This is a genomic window from Amycolatopsis sp. NPDC026612, assembly GCF_040638285.1.
In the GTDB taxonomy this organism is placed as follows: domain Bacteria; phylum Actinomycetota; class Actinomycetes; order Mycobacteriales; family Pseudonocardiaceae; genus Amycolatopsis.
In genome coordinates this window covers 1-17439 of the sequence record NZ_JBEZYB010000125.1, presented here as the reverse complement: position 1 = coordinate 17439, position 17439 = coordinate 1, and the positions used below count along the sequence as shown (strand labels likewise).

The following is a 17439-nucleotide window of genomic DNA, read 5'->3' as shown; positions in this document are numbered from 1 at the left end:
CCGATACGGTCGGCCAAAGCCACCGCATCGGCTCGCTGCATCACGTCGCTGGACATACCTTCAAACTACCCGAGAATCGAACAGGAGTTCATCACACGATCGGGGTAACTGTTCAGTACGTTTCGATAGTTGTTGGTAGCCAGGAGTTTCCGGCGATGGCGTCACGCAGGGCGGTAATGAATGTGGAGGCTGTTTTTGCGGGCGGTGGAGATGTAGCCGCGGACGCGTAGCCAGGCCTGGGCGCCGTGCCGGGTGCGCCAGCCGCCGGAGATCTTCAGCTGGGCTTTGATCATCCGCAGGTCGCGTTCGGCCTGGTTGCTGGTGAACGGGACGGTGAGATTGCGGGCGAACAGCAGCACCTGGTGCTGGTAGTCGCGCAGGCGCACCAGCAGGTTCCGGGTCTTGCTTTGCTTGCGACCCCGATCCGGCGGGTGCAGCAGCAGGCCGAGGTGGACGGTGCGGACGAACCTCGAGATCAACGGATCGACGATATGGGCGGGGATGGCGTCCAGGCCGGCGTCGCGTGCGGTATGGGCAGCGGTGTTGAGCTGTTCGAGGGTCTTCATGGCGATCCTGGGCCAGGTGTGCTCCGGAAAAGCCTCGCCGGCCGCGACCAGTTCCCGGAGGTGGTGGGCGTTGCAGCGGGCGTGGTTGCGTCCGAAGTCCTGATACAACATCAAGCCGTCATGGACCGCGACACCGCGGAACCGGGTGAGGATCCCGAACTCGTCCATCGCCTCACCACCACGCTGACGATGCGGCAGATACGCCGTGAGCAGGGGTGTGCAGCCACCAGTTCTTGCCTTCAACTCGGATTCCGGGCTCGTCGAAGTGCGCCACCGGTGCGGCCCGCAACGCATCCTCGACCCGCTCGGCGAACCCATCATCCAGGTCAGATACGCCGACAAATCGTGACCCGTTCGGGTGCGCAATGTCAGGCGATCGAGCCGGAACGTCCGCCAGTCCGCACGACCGGTGTCCCAGCCGACCAGGTACCACCGCCGGCCGCAGGACACCAGCCTGCACGGCTTGAAGGGCTGCCGTCGTGGCTCAAAGGCAGCGTCTCGGCGAAACGGATCGCCGCCGAAACGACCGGGCCGCGGACCGGCAGCGCCAGCATGCTCGACTCCAAAGCGGCGACATGGTGCCGGAGGCGAGCTTCCAAGCCGGAAATTCCGCCGGTGTGCAGGCTGATCACCACCGCGAGCGCTTCGTCGTCGAGCAACAGCGGGGGTAGCTCGGCGTCGGCGCCGAGGCGATAGCCGCCGATCGGGCCCAGCTCGCGCAGGCGGCCGGAGGGTTCGTGCATTCCCCGACCATGCCACCCATCGAGGACCGGAACTGTCCTACATCCGCGCCAAGCTCGGCGCATGGATCCCTTCACCATCGACATCCCCCAGGCCGACCTCGACGAGCTGCACTTCCGGCTCGCCCGCACCCGGTGGCCGGGCGAACTGCCCGGGGCCGGCTGGGACTACGGGGTCAGCGAGATCCACCTCGCCGAGCTCGTCGGCTACTGGCGGCACGGCTTCGACTGGCGGGCGCAGGAGGCACGGCTCAACGCCTTCCCGCAGTTCACGACCACGATCGACGGCCAGACCATCCACTTCCTGCACGTCCGCTCCCCCGAGCCCGGCGCGAAGCCGCTGATCGTCACCCACGGCTGGCCGAGCACGGTCGCCGACTTCCTCGACGTCCTCGGCCCGCTCACCGATCCGCGCGCGCACGGCGGCGACCCGGCGGACGCGTTCCACGTCGTCGCGCCGTCGGTGCCCGGCTTCGCCTTCTCCGGACCGACCGGCGAGCGCGGCTGGAACACCCGCCGGATCGCCCGGGCGTTGGCGGAGCTGATGCACCGGCTGGGCTACGAGCGCTACGGCGCCCAGGGCGGCGACTTCGGCAGCATCGTCTCCCCCGAGCTGGGCCGGGCCGCCCCGGAGGCGGTGCTCGGCGTGCACGTCAACGCCGTCGCCAACGCCGGGGCGCCGAGCGCGCCCGGCGACCTCGAGCGGTTGTCCGAAGAGGACCGCAAGCGGGCGCAGGAGAACCAGCTGTGGTGGTACGGCCGCTCCGGCTACGCCACCCAGATGGCCACCCGGCCGCAGACCCTGGCCTACGCGCTCAACGACTCGCCCGCCGGCCAGCTGGCGTGGAACCTCGAATGGTTCGTCGACTGGGACCCCGCGGCGACCGGGCAGACCCCGGTGAGCCGGGACGCGATCCTGACGAACGCGACGATCTTCTGGCTCACCGGGACCGCAGGCTCGGCCGCGCGCCTCTACCTGGAGGCGGCCCGGGACGGCTGGGGTGAACGGCCGGCCCCGTCCGGCGTCCCGACCGCGGTGGTGAACTTCCGGGGCGACCACGCGATCCGCGGTCTGGCCGAGCTGTCGAACACGGTGACGCGCTGGTCGGAGTACGACACCGGGGGGCACTTCGCGTCGCTGCAGGCGCCGGACGTGCTGATCCGTGACGTCCGGGCGTTCTTCCGCGACCTTTAGTCCACAGTAGACGTTCGACGGCGGCGGTGGTCCACGGCGCCGTCGAGCAGTGGCCGCAGCTCCGTGACCACCGTGTCGAGCGGCGCGATGTCCCGGTGCGCCCGCGCCAGGACGATCGCGCCCTCCAGTGCGCTGAGCACGAGGACGGCCAGCGAGGCGGCGCGGGCCTGGGGCACCCCCAGCTGCTCGAGAGTGGCGGCGACCGGGCGCTGCCACCCCTCGAACGCCTTGCCGACCGCTTCGCGCAGGCTCTCGCTGGTGGCGGCGGTGTCGGCGACCGTCGCGACCAGCGGGCAGCCGGCGTCGAAGCCCGTCGTCGTGAACTCGTCGCGCCACTGGGCGGCCATGGCCGCGAAGAGCTTCCCGGGCGTCGGGTCTTCGATCTTCGCCGCGACGCGGGCCACGCGCCGGGCGGCGTAGTCACCGGCCCAGGTGACGGCTTCGGCGATCAGCTGGTCCTTACCGCCGGGGAAGTAGTGCTGCAGGGACCCCCGCGGCGCTTCGGCGTGGGCGACCACGTCCCGCATGCCGGTCGCCCCGACACCGTGGATCCGCACCAGCTGCGCGGCGCTGAGCACCATCCGCTCGCGCGGCGTCCTGACCATCGGCTGCCTCCTTCATGACGTCCGTCATGGTAGCCCAGTCCGGCACGACCAGCGCGAAGTCGCGTTCACCGCGCTCGTAAGCGGGCACCGGCCGGAACCCCTGCCGCCGCAGCAGCGACTCGGCGCCGGTGTTCCCCGCCTGGACGGTGGCCCGCACGGTCCAGCCCGGCCAGCGCCCGGATGCCCACAGCCACCGGCTCAGCGCCGTGCCGACTCCCTGCCGCTGCCACGCGTCGGCGACAAGGACGCCGACCTCCGCCTCCCCCGGGCTCTGCGAGACGAAGTTGAGCAGCCCCACGGGAACGCGGCCGCGGACGGCCAGCAGCGCGACGCCGGACGGCGGGCCGGCGAGCAGGAACCGGTGGCAGCGGCGGAAGATCCCGGCCGGCTCGGCCGGGCCGGACATCAGGAAACGACGCCGGAGACTGTCCGGCGAGCAGGCCGAGACGAGAGCGGCGACGCACTCGTGGTCGGCCGCGCCCACCTCACGGACCTCTATGACGGTGGTCATAGTCCCAGGAGAACACGGCACACCCGGTCTGCACACTATGACGGACGTCATAGATCATCGCGGACCACGCGATTCGCCCGGAATGGACGCGGGTACGTTGCCCTGGCCGCGCTCCCCCACCGCGAAAGGCGTCCCCGATGCAGCTCTACGCCGAACGGCCGATCCGCCGTACCGCTCAGCTCGTCAGCGACCTCCTGGCCGTGCTGCTCGTCGTCATCGCGGTGTGGCTGGGGACCTCGGTGTACGACGAAGTCATGAAGCTGCGGGCACCCGGGGACGGGCTCGTCGACGCCGGCACCGGGCTCCGGGGCACCTTCGACTCGGCCGCGAACTCGGCCGACCGGATCCCGCTCGTCGGGGACGCGCTCGCGAAGGCCCTGCACGGCGGTTCGGACGTCGGGACCAAGCTCACGGACGCGGGCCACTGGCAGATCGAGGCCGTGGCGAACCTGGCGTGGTGGCTGGCGGCGGTCATCATCGCGCTGCCGGTGCTGACCCTGGTGGTGACCTGGCTGCCGCTGCGCTGGCACTTCGCCCGCCGCGCCACCGCCGCCGCGCACCTGCGGACACTGGGCGACGAAGGGCTGGACCTCCTCGCGCTGCGGGCGCTGGCCACGCAGCCGTTGCGGCGCCTGGCTTCCGTGGACGAGGCGGCCTCCGGCTGGCGGCAGCGCGACCGGGCCGTCATCGAGAAGCTGGCGGGACACGAGCTGGCCCGCCACGGTCTCGTTCCCTGAGTCACTTCGCAGGCGGGTTCACCGCGGCCGCGACGTCGGCGATCGTCTTCGCGTCGACCAGCCCGGTGTCCTCCAGGACCGTCATGTGGTCGAGGACGGTCTGGTTCGCCTGCGTCGCGTGCCGCCGGATGACGTCGTTCTGCGTGCCGGCGCGGACTTCGGCGATGGTCGCGAAGATCTTGCCGTGCGACGCGCGGAGCAGGTTCGCGAACAGCTTGTCGAACTCCAGGCCCTGGGCGGCGGTCAGCTGCCGGACCCAGCCCTGCTGCTCGGCGGTGGCCTGGTCCGGGAGCGTCACGCCGAGGATCTTCGCGTCCTCGCGGACGAGCTGGTCGAGGTGCGCGTGCCCGTCCAGCAGGTGCAGCCCGGCGCGCTTCACCTGTTCGCTGCTGGCGTGGCTCTGCGCCAGGTCCCCCGCGGGAATCTCCCAGAGCCCGGCCTGGCGGACCTTGACCAGGAACGTCTTGTCGAGCTCGGTGACCGGCCCGGCGCCCGCCACGTCGTTCGTGGCCCCGGGCTGCGCGGCGGACCCCATCTGCATACCCGCCATGTCATGGGCCGGGACCTGCGCCTGCGTCGAGCCGGGCGCGGTCTGGGCACCGGCGTTCAGCACCATGACCGAGCCGACGCCGACCACGGCGAGCGTGGCCACGACGACCAGCGCGGTCCGGGCCTTGGCACGGCTGGTCATGCCACGGTGATCCGGCATGCTTCCTCCTTCTGACGGCAGTTCGGTACCGGGAACACGGATGCCGTCGCACGGAGGTTCAGCGAAATCCTTATGAATGTCTTACGTGCCAACGGAATCAGCGAAGCGGGCAGCCCTCGGCCACGAAAAAAGGAAGCAACGGCCGACCGGCCGGACACCGCCGGCGAGCGCCGGGGATGTCCATCTTGACCGATGCTCTTGCGATTGGCAAGTATTGCGCCATGCAACCCCTCGAAAACGCCGCCCCGGGCGCCGACCCGGACGTGGCCGCCCTCGACGGCCTCACCGTGGTCCTGGTCGGGATCGCCTGGGAATGCGCGCACGCGGCCCCACCGGAGGTGTCGTTCCCGCAGTCGCGGCTGCTGCTGATCCTCGACCGCCTCGGCCGGGTCCCGAGCTCGCAGCTGGCGGCGGCGATGGGCGTCAACGCGTCCTCGGTGACGCGGCTGGCCGACCGCCTGGAAGCCCTCGGTTACGTGGTGCGCGGCCGCAGCCCCGGCAACCGCAGCGTCGTCACGCTGGAGGTCACCGAGACGGGGCACGAGATCGTGGCGCGGATGCTCGAGCGGCGGCAGGCCGCGCTGGGGGCGCTGCTGGACAAGCTGCCGCCGTCGCAGCGGACGGCCGCGGCCGAGGCGGCCCGGCAGCTGGTGCACGCGGCCGCCACCATCCCGGCGCTCGGCCCGGCCGCGCTGTGAGAATCCGGCCAAAAGCAGGCCGACCCCTACGCGGCACGCACCGTTGCCACGAAGTCATTCGGCCGTGGCTGTGGTCGGATTGGCACCGGTCAGCACTGTGAGTGCCATCCTGGACGGCATGCCGACCCGGTGGACGTGCCCGCGCTGCGACCGCGAGTTCGCGCGCGCCGGGCAGGGGCACACCTGCGTCCCCGGCTGCACGGTCGAGGAGACCTTCGCCGGCAAGGCCCCGTGGCAGCGCGAGGTCTACGACGCCGTCCTCGAGCACCTGCGCACCCTCGGCGACGTCCACGAAGACGCCGTCGAGGTCGGGGTGTTCCTGAAGCGGGACCGAAAGCTGGCGGAGCTGCGCCCGCGGTCGCGGGACGTGCTGGTGTACCTCTGGCTGCCGGGGCCGGTCGAAACGGCCCGCATCGCCCCGGCGAGCTGGGCTCGAGGGCCGCGCGTCGGGCACAAGCTCAGCCTGCGCGCGGTGTCCGATGTGGACGACGAAGTCCGCGGCTGGCTGACCGCGGCCTTCGCCGTCTCCTGAGGTTCAGGAACCCGTGGGTCCCGTCCACCCGTCGGGCACGTGGCCGATGCGGACCCGCTGCGGGTGGTCGCCGACCGGCACCGAAACGAGCTTCTGCCCGGTCGCGAAGTCGATGGCGGTGACCTGGTCGGCGCCGGCTTCGGAGATGACGCAGGCCTTGCCGTCGCCGCTCACCGTCGCCCAGTACGGCTTCACCGCGGGCACCAGGGTGCCCTGCTGCAGGGTCGCGCGGTCGACGACCGTGGCGTAGTCGTCCATGGTCCCGGCGATGCAGAGCTTGGTCCCCGCCGGGTTCATCGACATGCCGTGGTGGCGCGAGTCGTTGACGAACGTCTTGCGGTCGTCGCTGGTGGCCGGGTTCTTCGGCAGCTCCTTGACGCGCGTGATCTTGTCGGCCGCGACGTCGTACTCGACGAAGCCGTTGAAGAACGACACCTGGAAGTACAGCTTCGACCCGTCCGGGGTGAACGCGACCGGCCGCACGGCGTTCGAGAGGTCGCTGCGCCCGAAGGCGTCGAGCCGCTGGCGCATGTCGATCACCTTGACCTGCCGGAACGTCGTGGCGTCGACCACGGTGATGTGCCGGTCCCCCTTGGTGAAGTCCCACCCGGGGTCGTCGAGGTCGGTGTCGACGTTGCCGATCGACATGTTCCACAGGTACCGGCCGCCGTCGGTGAACACGTTCTCGTGCGGCTTGTCGCCGGTGGCGAAGGACCCGACCTGCTGCCCGGTGACGATGTCCAGCACGTGCACGGTGTTGGCCGTCGACGCCGACACGGCGACCCGGCGGCCGTCCGGCGACACCGCCATGTGGTCGGAGCGGAAGCCCGACACCGGGAAGCGCCAGTTGATCCGGCCGGTGGTGAGGTTGATCGAGACGACGTCGGCGAAGCTCGGCCGCGACGCCACCACCGAACTGCCGTCCGGCGTGGTGTACATGTCGTCGACGAACTGGTCGTGCCCTTCGCCGGGCCCGTTGCGGATGCCGAGGAAGAACGCCAGCTTGATCGGGTTGAGGTAGATCTCCGCGAGGCGCGCATCCTTGTCCGGGATGATGTTCACGCGCCCGATGCGGGCGAACGAGCCCCGGGACTGGATGACGTCCGCCGTGCCTTCCCAGTTGTTGCCGACGAACATCACCTCCCGCAGGGCCGCCGCGGCGCCGGTCGCCGGGACCGCGGCGCCGGTGGCCAGCAGGGCGACGGAGGCGGTGAGACAGGCCAGCCGGGAGAGGTACGACCGCTTTCGCCGAACCGGGGAAGTGCGCACGGGAAACACCTTTCGGCACTGAAGAGGTGTGGATGCCTTCGCGAAACTGTCGATGGATTTTGCGAAGCAACGGAGTTACTGTCCGGTATCTTCACGATAACCGGCCACCGGAGCCGCTCCGGTAGGGCCGCTCGCCCAACATCGCGGACGCGGTGTTGTGGCCCCGCCACAACGGGAGGGTGCCGTGCCGGTCTCGCCGCTGCTCCGGCAGGTGCTGAACGCGATGGCCGCCGATGACACCGTCGTCGACGAGCTGGTGCAGGCCGCCCGGAGCCAATCGCCCGGGGTCGCGCGGCTGCCGGAGGCCGAGAACCGGCGGCACGTCCAGTTCCTGCTGTCCGCCGCGCTGCGCGCCACGACGAGCCCCGACTGCGCCGACTACACCACCGCCGAAGCACTGGGCGCCGACCGCGCCGAGCAGGGCGTCCCGCTCACCGACCTGCTGCGCGGGGTGCAGGCAGGCAAGACGCTGGCGGCGCGCGTCGCCGTCGAACGCGCGCGGGCGGCGGGCCTGGCCGACGACGTCATCCTCGAGACCATCCTCGACGCCGAGCGCTACACCGGCGCGCTGGAACGGCACATCGTCAAGGGCTACCACGCCGCCGAGCTCCAGCTCTCGCGCACGGTGCGCGACGCGCGGACCCAGCTGCTGCGCACCGTGCTGCTGGCCGGGCACCCGCCAACGCCGGAAGAGCTCCGGCAGGCGGGGCTGCGTCCCGAATGCCGGTACTCCTGTGTGGTGTCCGACGTCAGCGACCCGGCACGGGCGCGCACGCTCGAACAGGCCCTTCTCGAGTTCGGCGGGGTGTACGGCCTGGTCGAGGGCAGGCTCACCGGCCTGGCGGCCCGTCCGCCCGCCGGGGTCGCGCTCGCCGACGGCGTCCTGCTGGTCGTCGCGCCCCCGGCCGCCCTGCCGGAGCTGCGGGAGGTGCACCGGCTGTGCAGGGCGGCGGCGCGGATCGCCGGGCGCGGCTACCACGACCTCATCGAGCTGGCGGGCGAAATCGCGCTGACCGCGCAGCCGCTGCTGGCCGATCTGCTCACGACCGGCCTGCTCGACGCGCTCGACCCGGGCAACGCGTTCCACCGCGAGCTGGCGGCGACGGCGCTGGCCTACCTCGACCACGGTCAGCGCCTGCGCACCACGGCCGAAGCCCTGCACCTGCACCCGAACACCGTCCGCTACCGCCTCGACCGGCTGGCCGAACTCACCCCGGTGGCCTTGGGCGAGAACAGCGGCGGCGGCGTGCTCGACTCCGTGCGGTCGTGGTGGGCGCTGCGCCACTGGCTCGACGGCACCTGGTGACAAGGCAGCGCGGCGACCGGGAGGGACGCCGGCTCGAGCAGGTGCTGCCGCGCGAGCAGTGCCCGGTTGAGCGCGCGGACGTTCACAGCCGCAGCCCGCGGAAGAACGCGCGGATGTCGGCGACGAGCAGCCCGGGCTCTTCCATCGCCGCGAAGTGGCCGCCGGAAGCGAAGTCCGACCAGTGCGCGATCTTCTCCTCGGGATCCATGATCCGCCGGACCACCGGCGAGCTGTCGAACACCGCCCAGCCCGCCGGCACGTCCGACGGCGCCAGCCACCCGTGGCCCCAGTGGGCCGCCTCGTACAGGAACCGGGCCGCGCTCGCGCCGCTGCGGGTGAACCAGTAGAGACTGACGTTGGTCAGCAGCCGGTCGCGATCGATGCCGTCCGCGCCGGTCCACGCCTCGAACTTCTCCGCGATCCAGGCCAGCTGCCCGACCGGGGAGTCGGTGAGCGCGGCCGCGATCGTCTCGGGCTTGTGCGACTGGAGGTCGAGGTAGCCGCGGCCGGCCCGCCAGGCTTCGCGGGCGGCGTCCAGTTCGGACTGTTCGGCCTCGGACAGGTTCTCCGGCATCGGCAGCTGCTCGCCGGCCAGCGCGATCGTGCCGCGGTCGCTGTTGACGTGGGTGCCGATGACGCGGTCCGGGTACACCGCGGCGAGCCGTCCGGTGATGCCCGCGCCGAGGTCGCCGCCCTGCGCGGCGAACCGGTCGTAGCCGAGCCGGGTCATCAGCTCGGCGAACGCCTCGGTCGTCCGGGCGAGCTGCCAGCCGGGTCCGCTCAACGGCGTCGAGAACCCGAAGCCGGGCACCGACGGGACGACGACGTGGAACGCGTCCGGGCCCGGCTCGGTCAGCGGGCCGATGACGTCGAGGAATTCGGCGATCGAGCTCGGGTACCCGTGGGTGAGCAGCAGCGGGACCGCGTCGGCTCGGGGCGACCGGACGTGCAGGAAGTGGATGGTCTGACCGTCGATCTCGGTCGTGAACTGCGAGAACGCGTTGAACGCCGCTTCCTGGGCACGCCAGTCGAAGCCGTCGCGCCAGTACTCGGCCAGCTCCCGGACGACGCCGGTGGGGATGCCGCGGGACCAGTCCGGCTCGTCGCCGGGCACGGGCTCGGCGAACCGGGCCGCGGCCAGGCGCCGGTGCAGGTCGTCCAGCTCGGCCTGCGGGATGTCGATGCGGAAGGGGCGGATTTCGTTCGTCATGGGAAGCACGCTAGGAGCCATTGCGGAAGACTCCCTTCCGCGATTCGTGCGATCCTCGAAGGATGTTGCAGACCTCCGCCCGCCTCCTGCGGCTGCTGTCGCTGCTCGAAACGCGGCGCGACTGGACCGGCGCCGACCTGGCCGACCGGCTGGGCGTCAGCGCGCGCACCGTCCGCACCGACATCGGCAAGCTCCGCGAACTCGGCTACCCGGTCGAGGCCGCCCCCGGCGTCCAGGGCGGCTATCGCCTCGGCGCGGGCGCGCAGCTCCCGCCGCTGCTGCTGGACGACGACGAAGCGGTGGCCGTCGCGGTCGGGTTGCGGACCGCGACGGGCGTCGCCGGTATCGGCGAGACGTCGGTGCGGGCGCTCGCCAAACTGGAGCAGGTGCTGCCGTCGCGGCTGCGGCACCGGGTGCGGGCGCTGCAGACCGCGACGGTCGCGGTGCCCGGCGACGGCCCGGCCGTCGACGCCGACGTGCTGACCGCGATCGCGACGGCCATCCGGGCGAGCGAGCGGCTGCGCTTCGACTACACGAGCCACCAGCGCACGCCGAGCCGCCGCGACGTCGAACCGCACCGGCTGGTCAGCTGGGGGCGCCGCTGGTACCTGGTCGCCTGGGACACCGTCCGCGACGACTGGCGCACGTTCCGCGTCGACCGGATGACGCCGAAGGTGCCGAACGGCCCGCGCTTCGCGCCGCGTGAGCCGCCGGAGGGTGACGTCGCGCAGTTCGTCCAGCGCAGCGTGGGTGCGGCCACGTGGCGGTTCCACGCCCGGGTGCGGCTGCACGCGCCGGTCGAGCACGTGCGGGCCCGGCTGCCGATCGCGGTCGACGTCACGCCCGAGGGCCCGGACCGCTGCGTCGCCGAAGTCGGCTCCGACAACGCGTCGATGCTCGCGCTGTACCTGGGCCTGCTCGAGGTGGACTTCGAGGTGCTCGACGCGCCGGAGCTCGCCGCGGCACTGGCGAAGACGGGCGAGCGGTTCCTGCGGGCCGCCGGCGCGGGGAGTCCGTCGGCTCCCGGATGATCGCCGGCTGGTTCCGGGCCTGCGTCGAGCCCGCATCCTGGGCACGCTGGGCGCGCGCCGGTTCGTCTGCGACGATCGGGCCATGACCAGCCGGGCGGGGAGTCCACTGAGGACGGATGCACGCGGCGCCCGGCGCAGCGCCAGTGCCAGCGCGGTCCTGCGGGCGGTCCTCGACGAAGGACCGATCGCGCGCAGCACCATCGCGCGGCGGACGGGGCTGTCGGCGGCCGCGGTCACCGGGCACACCGCCGAGCTGGCCCGGCTCGGGCTCCTGCACGAGCTCGTCGAGCCCGAACCACGCCGGGGCGTCGGACGGCCGCACGTGCCGGTCGACCTCGACACCGGCCGCCACGTCGCCGGCGCGCTGCACCTGGCCGTGCACCACGCGACCGTCGCCCTGCTCGACCTGCGCGGGAACGTGCTGGTCCAGCACGAAGAACCGCACGACGGCCTGGCCGCCGAGGACCTGCTCGCGCGCGCCGCCGAGATCCTCGACGACCTCCTGCTCGGGCACGCCCCGGACCGTGAGCCGCTCGGGCTCGGCGTCGCCACCGGCGGCTGGGTGGATCGCGCGTCCGGCACCGTGGTCGAGCACCCGCTGCTGGGCTGGCGGAACGTGCCGGTCCGTGACCTGCTGGCCGGCAGCACCGGGCTGGCCGTCGAGGTGGACGGGCACGCACGGGCGCTGGTCCACGCCGAACGGCTCTTCGGGCACCCGCGGGCCCGGGACAGCGTCGTGCAGCTGTTCACCGGCAACGTCGTCGACGCCGCGTTCGCCACCGGCGCCGGCGTGCACCACGGGCCGCGCTCGGCCGCGGGCGCCGTCGCGCACCTGCCGGTCGACGGCAGCACCGAGCCGTGCCGCTGCGGGCGCACCGGCTGCCTCGAAGCGGCCGTTTCGGAAGGAACGCTCGCCCGCAAAGCCGCGGAAAGCGGGTTGATCGAGCGCCCGGACTTTCCGGAATTGCTCGCGCTCGCTGTCGCCGGCCATTCCGCGGCCGTCCGGTTGTTCCACGAACGCGCACGGCTCATCGGCCAGGCGGCGGCGCTCCTGCTCGAGGTGCTCAACCCGGCCGTGCTCGTGGTGGTCGATCGGAGTGTAGCCCGGGTGCCGGACTGCCTTCCCACCATCCGAGACGAGGTCCGACACCGGTCGCGCTGCGTCGCACCGGAGGAAACCGTTGTGGGAACGAGCTTCCCGGGAGCCGAGCTGGCGACGGCCGGCGGCGCGGTGCTCCTGGACGTGCTGTACGAAGACCCGCTCGGTCCGCTGCTGACCGGGTTGCCGCGCGCCTCGTGAATCGCCGGAGTTATTTCACGAACTCGCAAAATTGACCGTTCACTCGTCGGCTGCGAACAATTGCCGTATCCCCGCCGACTCCCGGAACGGACGAAACCACCGTGAAGAAAACCCTGCCCCTGTTCGCCGCCGCCGTGGTGCTGCTGGCCGGCTGCGCTTCGGCGACGGCCGGCGGTGCACCCGGCCAGCCCGAGAAGCTGGAACTGCGCTACCAGGGCAGCGCGAACTCCGTGACCCTGCCCGAACTCGCCGAGGACCTGGGCTACTTCGGCCCGGTCAAGCTGAAGTGGGTCGGCAACACCATCAGCGGCCCGCAGGACATCCAGTCGGCCGCCACCGACCAGACCGACTTCGGCGGCGCCTTCACCGGCGCGGTCGTCAAGCTCGTCGAAGCCGGCGCCCCGATCAAGGCGGTCGTCAACTACTACGGCTCCGACGACAAGTCCTTCCTCGGCTTCTACACCAAGACGGACAGCCCGGTCCGGACCGCCCGCGACCTGATCGGCAAGAAGGTCGGCGTCAACACCGCCGGCGCGAACCTCGAGGCGGCCCTCGACACCTGGCTGCAGGGGCAGGGCCTCTCCGCCGACGAGATCAAGCAGGTACAGCTCGTCGTCATCCCGCCGGTGAACGCCGAACAGGCGTTGCGCAACGGCCAGCTCGACGTCGCCGCCCTCCAGGGGATCCTGCAGGACCACGCCGTCGCGGCCGGCGGCGTGCGCCCGTTGTTCACCGACGTCGGCGCGTTCGGGCCCTACAACGGCGGCCCGTACGTCCTGCGCACGGACTTCGTCGAGAAGTACCCGGAAACCACGAAGATCTTCGTCTCCGCCGTCGCGAAGGCGATCGAGTGGGAGCGCACCACCCCGCGCGAAGAAGTGATCGCCCGGTTCACCAAGATCATCCAGGCCCGCGGCCGCAACGAGAACACGAGCACCCTGAAGTACTGGAAGAGCGTCGGCATCACCCGCGGCGGGCTCATCTCGGACCAGGACTACACGCGCTGGGAGCCCTGGCTCAAGCAGCAGGGCTCTCTCAAGGGCGACCGGATCGACACGGCGAAGCTCTACACCAACGAGTTCAACCCCTACCGCGACGGCGCCCCGGCGGTGACGAAATGATCAGCATCCGCTCGGTGACCAAGACGTTCGGCGCGCTCACCGCACTCGACGACGTCTCCCTCGACGTCGCCGACGGCACGTTCCTGTCCCTCGTCGGGCCGAGCGGCTCGGGCAAGTCCACATTGCTCGACCTGCTCGGCGGGCTCACCACCCCGACGTCCGGCGAAGTGCTCATCGACGGCGAGCCGGTGCGCGGCCCCGGCCTCGACCGCGGGGTCGTCTTCCAGCAGTACGCGCTCTTCCCGTGGCGCACCGCCCGCGCCAACGTCGAGTTCGGTCTCGAAGGCGGCCCGCTCGGGAAGCGGCAGCGGGCCGAGCGGGCGCGCGAATACCTCGCCCTGGTCGGGCTTTCCGGCTTCGAGGACCGCTACCCGCACGAACTGTCCGGCGGCATGAAGCAGCGCGTCGCGATCGCCCGCAGCCTCGCCTACGACCCCGCCGTGCTACTGATGGACGAGCCGTTCGCCGCCCTCGACGCGCAGACCCGCGAGCAGCTGCAGGACGAGCTGCTGCGGATCTGGCACCGCACCGGCAAGACCATCGTGTTCATCACCCACGGCATCGACGAAGCCGTCTACCTGGGCCAGCGAGTCGCGGTGCTGACCTCGCGGCCCGGCAGACTCAAGGCCGTCGTCGACGTCGACCTCGGCGACCGCACCGGGGACGTGCGCTCCGATCCGGCGTTCGGGCGGCAGCGCCACCGGCTCTGGGAACTGCTGCACGACGAGGTCCGCAAGGCGGCCGAACACGAACGGAGCGCGGTCGGATGACCACCACCCTCGAGGCACCGACCGTCCACGTCGGACTCACGACATCGGCGAGGAAGCCACGGCGGTGGCGGAAGAGACTCACCCGGGCGGTACACGCGTCCGCCGCGGTCGTGCTGTTCGTCGCGCTCTGGGAACTGGTCCCCCGGTTCGTGCTCGACGAAAGCACGCGGACGTTCCTGCCGCCGCTGTCGGAGGACCTGCAAGCGCTGTGGGACCTCGCGCTGGACGGCGAGCTCGCCGACCACCTGCTGGCCAGCATCGGGCGGTCCGCCGCCGGGTTCGCCGCAGCCGTGGCCGTCGCCGTGCCGCTCGGGCTGCTGATCGGCTGGTACCGGCCGGTCGCGCGGTTCCTGCAGCCCATCCTGGAGCTGGCTCGCAACACCGCGGCGCTGGCCCTGCTGCCGGTGTTCACGCTGCTGCTGGGCATCGGCGAGCTGTCGAAGGTCACCTTGGTGGTCTACGCGTGCGTGTGGCCGGTGCTGCTCAACACGATCGCCGGCGTCAACACCGTCGACCCGCTGCTGATCAAGGCCGCGCGCTCGCTCGGGCTGTCGAGCCCGCGGCTGTTCCGGAAGGTGATCCTGCCCTCGGCGGTGCCGACGGTGTTCACCGGCATCCGGATGGCGGCGTCCTATTCGATCCTGGTGCTGGTGGCCGCCGAGATGGTCGGCGCGAAGGCCGGGCTCGGCTACCTGATCAACACCAGCCAGGTGAACTTCCAGATCCAGCAGATGTACGCCGGGATCATCGCGGTCTCGGTGCTCGGAGTGCTCGTCAACCAGGGTTTCGTCGTTCTCGAGCGGCGGTTTTCCACCTGGCGTCCCAAGGAGAACCCATGATGCACCTCAACGCCTTCGTGATGCCGAACGGCCACCACGAAGCCGCGTGGCGGCACCCGTCCACCGACCCGCACCGGGCCCGGACGCTGCAGCACTACGCGGACATCGCCCGGACGGCCGAACGCGGGAAGCTCGACTCGCTCTTCCTCGCCGACGGCGTCGCCCTGTGGGGCAACGTGAAGCACAACTCCCACAGCCACTTCGAACCGCTGACGCTGCTCTCGGCGCTCGCCGCCTCGACAGTCCACATCGGACTGATTGCCACGGCGTCGACGACCTACAACGAGCCCTACCACCTGGCGCGCAAGTTCGCCTCGCTCGACCACCTCTCCGGCGGCCGCGCGGGCTGGAACATCGTCACCTCGGCGGGCATCGACGAGGCCCGCAACTTCAACCTGGCCAAGCGCCCGTCGCACGAAGCGCGGTACGACCGGGCCGAGGAGTTCGTCGAGGTCGTCAAGAAGCTGTGGGACAGCTGGGACGACGACGCCGCGGTCGTCGACCGGGCGAGCGGGGTCTACGCCGACACCGATCGGCTCCGGGCGATCGACCACGACGGCCCGCACTTCCAGGTCCGCGGGCCGCTCAACATCGAACGGCCGGTGCAGGGACACCCGCTGCTCGTGCAGGCCGGGTCGTCGGAGACCGGCAAGGAGTACGCGGCCCGGCACGCCGAGGCCGTGTTCACCGCGCAGCAGACCTACGCCGAGGGCAAGGCGTTCTACGACGACGTCAAGGGCAGGCTCGCGAAGTACGGCCGGACGCCGGACGAGCTCAAGATCCTCCCGGGGATTTCGCCGATCCTCGGCCGCACCGAGGCCGAGGCCCGCGAGCGCGAAGCCGAACTGAACGCGCTGATCACGCCGGACTACGGGCTGCGGCAGCTGTCGAAGATGCTCGACCACGACGTCACGGGCTATCCGCTGGACGGCCCGCTGCCCGACGTCGGCAGCTTCACCGAAGGCGGCCAGAGCCGGTTCGACCTCGTCGTCGGCCTGGCCCGGCGCGAGGACCTCACCATCCGGCAGCTGCTCGAGCGGCTGGCGGGCGGGCGCGGGCACCGCGTCTTCGCCGGCACCCCGGTCCAGGTCGCCGACGAGCTGGAGGCCTGGTTCCTCGGTGGCGCCGCGGACGGCTTCAACGTCATGCCGCCGACCCTGCCCGGCGGGCTCGACGACTTCGTCGACCTCGTCGTCCCGGAACTGCAGCGGCGCGGCCTGTTCCGCACCGAGTACTCCGGCACCACCCTGCGCGAGCACTACGGCCTCGCGCGGCCCGTCAACCGCAACCGAGTGAAGGAGCCCGCATGACCACCATCGGCACCGACGTCCGCAAGCTCACCGGGAGGATCGGCGCCGAGATCGTCGGCTTCGACCCGTCCGGCGACCTCGACGCCACGCAGGTGGCCTTCCTGACCGAAGCGCTCCACGAGCACAAGGCGCTGGTGTTCCGGAACACCCGGCTGGACGACGAGGGCCAGCAGCGGTTCGCGGCGCGCTTCGGCGAGCTCACCAAGGCCCACCCGACGGTGCCCGCCGTCGAGGGCGCGCCGACGATCCTGCCCGTCGACAGCGAGCGGGGCCGCGCCAACCACTGGCACACCGACGTCACGTTCGTGCTCAACCCGCCGAAGGCCAGCACGCTGCGCAGCCTGGTGGTGCCGCCGTACGGCGGGGAGACGCTGATCGCGAACACCGCCGCGGCCTACCGGGACCTGCCGGAGCCGCTGCGCGCGTTCGCCGACACGCTGCGGGCGGTGCACACCAACGACTACGACTACGTCCGGCCGCCGGAAGCCGTGGACGAGCAGGAGCAGGCGCGGCGGGCCCAGTTCGTCTCCCGGAAGTACCGGACCGTGCACCCGGTGGTGCGGGTGCACCCGGTGACCGGCGAGCGCGGCCTGTTCATCGGCGGGTTCGCGCAGCGGATCGAGGGCCTTTCGGTGGGCGAGTCGCGGGACCTGCTGCGGCTGCTGCAGTCCTACGTCACGCGGCCGGAGAACGTCGTGCGGGTGACGTGGGAGCCGGACCAGCTGGTGCTGTTCGACAACCGGATCACCCAGCACTACGCGATCGACAACTACGACGGCCTGCCGCGTCGGCTGAACCGCGTCACGGTGGCCGGCGACATCCCGGCCGGGATCGACGGCCGGTCCAGCGAGTCGCTCGAAGGCGACGCTTCGCACTACACGTCCGTCGCCTAGCCAGGGCTCGTCCGCCCCCCGGCGCCCCCCCGTGCCGAACCCCCGCCCCCCCCCATACCCCCCCGGTCCCCGCAACTGTCCCACACCCCGCGGCCCC

At 71.6% G+C, this 17439-nt stretch carries 18 protein-coding genes and 1 pseudogene; 12 read left to right on the top strand and 7 right to left on the bottom strand.

The window, feature by feature from the left end; all coding sequences use genetic code 11:
- Nucleotides 1–161: 161 nt before the first annotated feature.
- Together AB0F15_RS42930 and AB0F15_RS42925 are read right to left on the bottom strand one after the other, a co-directional pair.
- Nucleotides 162–860, bottom strand: a complete 699-nt coding sequence (locus tag AB0F15_RS42930; protein ID WP_360283315.1) for a transposase — start codon at nt 858–860, stop codon at nt 162–164.
- A gap of 72 nt (nt 861–932) precedes the next feature.
- Nucleotides 933–1294, bottom strand: a pseudogene (locus tag AB0F15_RS42925) (WYL domain-containing protein); the annotation flags it as partial.
- Nucleotides 1295–1370: 76 nt separating this feature from the next.
- On the opposite strand from AB0F15_RS42925, the gene AB0F15_RS42920 reads away from it, so the two are divergent.
- Entirely contained in the window at nt 1371–2501 is a 1131-nt protein-coding gene (locus tag AB0F15_RS42920) for an epoxide hydrolase family protein (RefSeq protein ID WP_360283307.1), read from the top strand.
- On the opposite strand, the gene AB0F15_RS42915 is transcribed toward AB0F15_RS42920, so the two are convergent.
- Both AB0F15_RS42915 and AB0F15_RS42910 read right to left on the bottom strand, forming a co-directional pair.
- Nucleotides 2498–3019: a TetR family transcriptional regulator C-terminal domain-containing protein gene (locus AB0F15_RS42915; protein WP_360283313.1), complete on the bottom strand. Its 522-nt coding sequence runs from the start codon at nt 3017–3019 to the stop codon at nt 2498–2500. The two genes, AB0F15_RS42920 and AB0F15_RS42915, sit on opposite strands and share 4 nt — an antisense overlap.
- Nucleotides 2961–3512 (bottom strand): GNAT family N-acetyltransferase, encoded by a 552-nt coding sequence (locus AB0F15_RS42910; protein WP_360283311.1) that lies wholly within the window; start codon nt 3510–3512, stop codon nt 2961–2963. The genes AB0F15_RS42915 and AB0F15_RS42910 overlap by 59 nt, the downstream gene beginning before the upstream one ends.
- A gap of 242 nt (nt 3513–3754) precedes the next feature.
- On the opposite strand from AB0F15_RS42910, the gene AB0F15_RS42905 reads away from it, so the two are divergent.
- Nucleotides 3755–4354, top strand: coding sequence for a hypothetical protein (locus AB0F15_RS42905; protein ID WP_360283305.1), 600 nt, complete (start codon nt 3755–3757; stop codon nt 4352–4354).
- 1 nt (nt 4355) lies between these two features.
- Here AB0F15_RS42905 and AB0F15_RS42900 read toward each other — a convergent pair whose 3' ends face one another.
- On the bottom strand, nt 4356–5063 hold the full coding sequence (locus AB0F15_RS42900) for a DUF4142 domain-containing protein (protein ID WP_360283303.1): 708 nt from the start codon (nt 5061–5063) through the stop codon (nt 4356–4358).
- A gap of 221 nt (nt 5064–5284) precedes the next feature.
- On the opposite strand from AB0F15_RS42900, the gene AB0F15_RS42895 reads away from it, so the two are divergent.
- The gene (locus AB0F15_RS42895) at nt 5285–5761 is read left to right on the top strand and encodes a MarR family transcriptional regulator (protein WP_360283301.1); all 477 of its coding nucleotides are present in this window, start codon (nt 5285–5287) and stop codon (nt 5759–5761) included.
- A gap of 118 nt (nt 5762–5879) precedes the next feature.
- A complete protein-coding gene (locus AB0F15_RS42890) occupies nt 5880–6293 on the top strand; it encodes a DUF5655 domain-containing protein (protein ID WP_360283299.1) in 414 nt (137 codons plus the stop codon).
- Between the two features lie 3 nt (nt 6294–6296).
- On the opposite strand, the gene AB0F15_RS42885 is transcribed toward AB0F15_RS42890, so the two are convergent.
- Nucleotides 6297–7562, bottom strand: a complete 1266-nt coding sequence (locus AB0F15_RS42885) for a YncE family protein (protein ID WP_360283297.1) — start codon at nt 7560–7562, stop codon at nt 6297–6299.
- Nucleotides 7563–7746: 184 nt separating this feature from the next.
- Here AB0F15_RS42885 and AB0F15_RS42880 point away from each other — a divergent pair, with 184 nt between their 5' ends.
- A complete protein-coding gene (locus tag AB0F15_RS42880; RefSeq protein WP_360283295.1) occupies nt 7747–8868 on the top strand; it encodes a helix-turn-helix domain-containing protein in 1122 nt (373 codons plus the stop codon).
- A gap of 82 nt (nt 8869–8950) precedes the next feature.
- Here AB0F15_RS42880 and AB0F15_RS42875 read toward each other — a convergent pair whose 3' ends face one another.
- Entirely contained in the window at nt 8951–10087 is a 1137-nt protein-coding gene (locus AB0F15_RS42875) for an epoxide hydrolase family protein (RefSeq protein WP_360283309.1), read from the bottom strand.
- 53 nt (nt 10088–10140) lie between these two features.
- Here AB0F15_RS42875 and AB0F15_RS42870 point away from each other — a divergent pair, with 53 nt between their 5' ends.
- The 7 genes from AB0F15_RS42870 to AB0F15_RS42840 all read left to right on the top strand — a co-directional run bounded on the left by AB0F15_RS42870 (nt 10141) and on the right by AB0F15_RS42840 (nt 17342).
- On the top strand, nt 10141–11109 hold the full coding sequence (locus AB0F15_RS42870; protein ID WP_360283293.1) for a YafY family protein: 969 nt from the start codon (nt 10141–10143) through the stop codon (nt 11107–11109).
- 82 nt (nt 11110–11191) lie between these two features.
- The gene (locus AB0F15_RS42865; RefSeq protein ID WP_360283291.1) at nt 11192–12409 is read left to right on the top strand and encodes an ROK family transcriptional regulator; all 1218 of its coding nucleotides are present in this window, start codon (nt 11192–11194) and stop codon (nt 12407–12409) included.
- A 101-nt stretch (nt 12410–12510) separates the two neighbouring features.
- Complete coding sequence (locus AB0F15_RS42860; protein WP_360283289.1) at nt 12511–13530, top strand: ABC transporter substrate-binding protein; 1020 nt, start codon at nt 12511–12513, stop codon at nt 13528–13530.
- A complete protein-coding gene (locus AB0F15_RS42855; protein ID WP_360283287.1) occupies nt 13527–14300 on the top strand; it encodes an ABC transporter ATP-binding protein in 774 nt (257 codons plus the stop codon). The genes AB0F15_RS42860 and AB0F15_RS42855 overlap by 4 nt, the downstream gene beginning before the upstream one ends.
- Complete coding sequence (locus tag AB0F15_RS42850) at nt 14297–15139, top strand: ABC transporter permease (protein WP_360283285.1); 843 nt, start codon at nt 14297–14299, stop codon at nt 15137–15139. The genes AB0F15_RS42855 and AB0F15_RS42850 overlap by 4 nt, the downstream gene beginning before the upstream one ends.
- Entirely contained in the window at nt 15136–16449 is a 1314-nt protein-coding gene (locus tag AB0F15_RS42845) for an LLM class flavin-dependent oxidoreductase (RefSeq protein WP_360283283.1), read from the top strand. The genes AB0F15_RS42850 and AB0F15_RS42845 overlap by 4 nt, the downstream gene beginning before the upstream one ends.
- Nucleotides 16446–17342, top strand: coding sequence for a TauD/TfdA family dioxygenase (locus AB0F15_RS42840; RefSeq protein WP_360283281.1), 897 nt, complete (start codon nt 16446–16448; stop codon nt 17340–17342). The genes AB0F15_RS42845 and AB0F15_RS42840 overlap by 4 nt, the downstream gene beginning before the upstream one ends.
- The last annotated feature ends 97 nt before the right edge of the window (nt 17343–17439 follow it).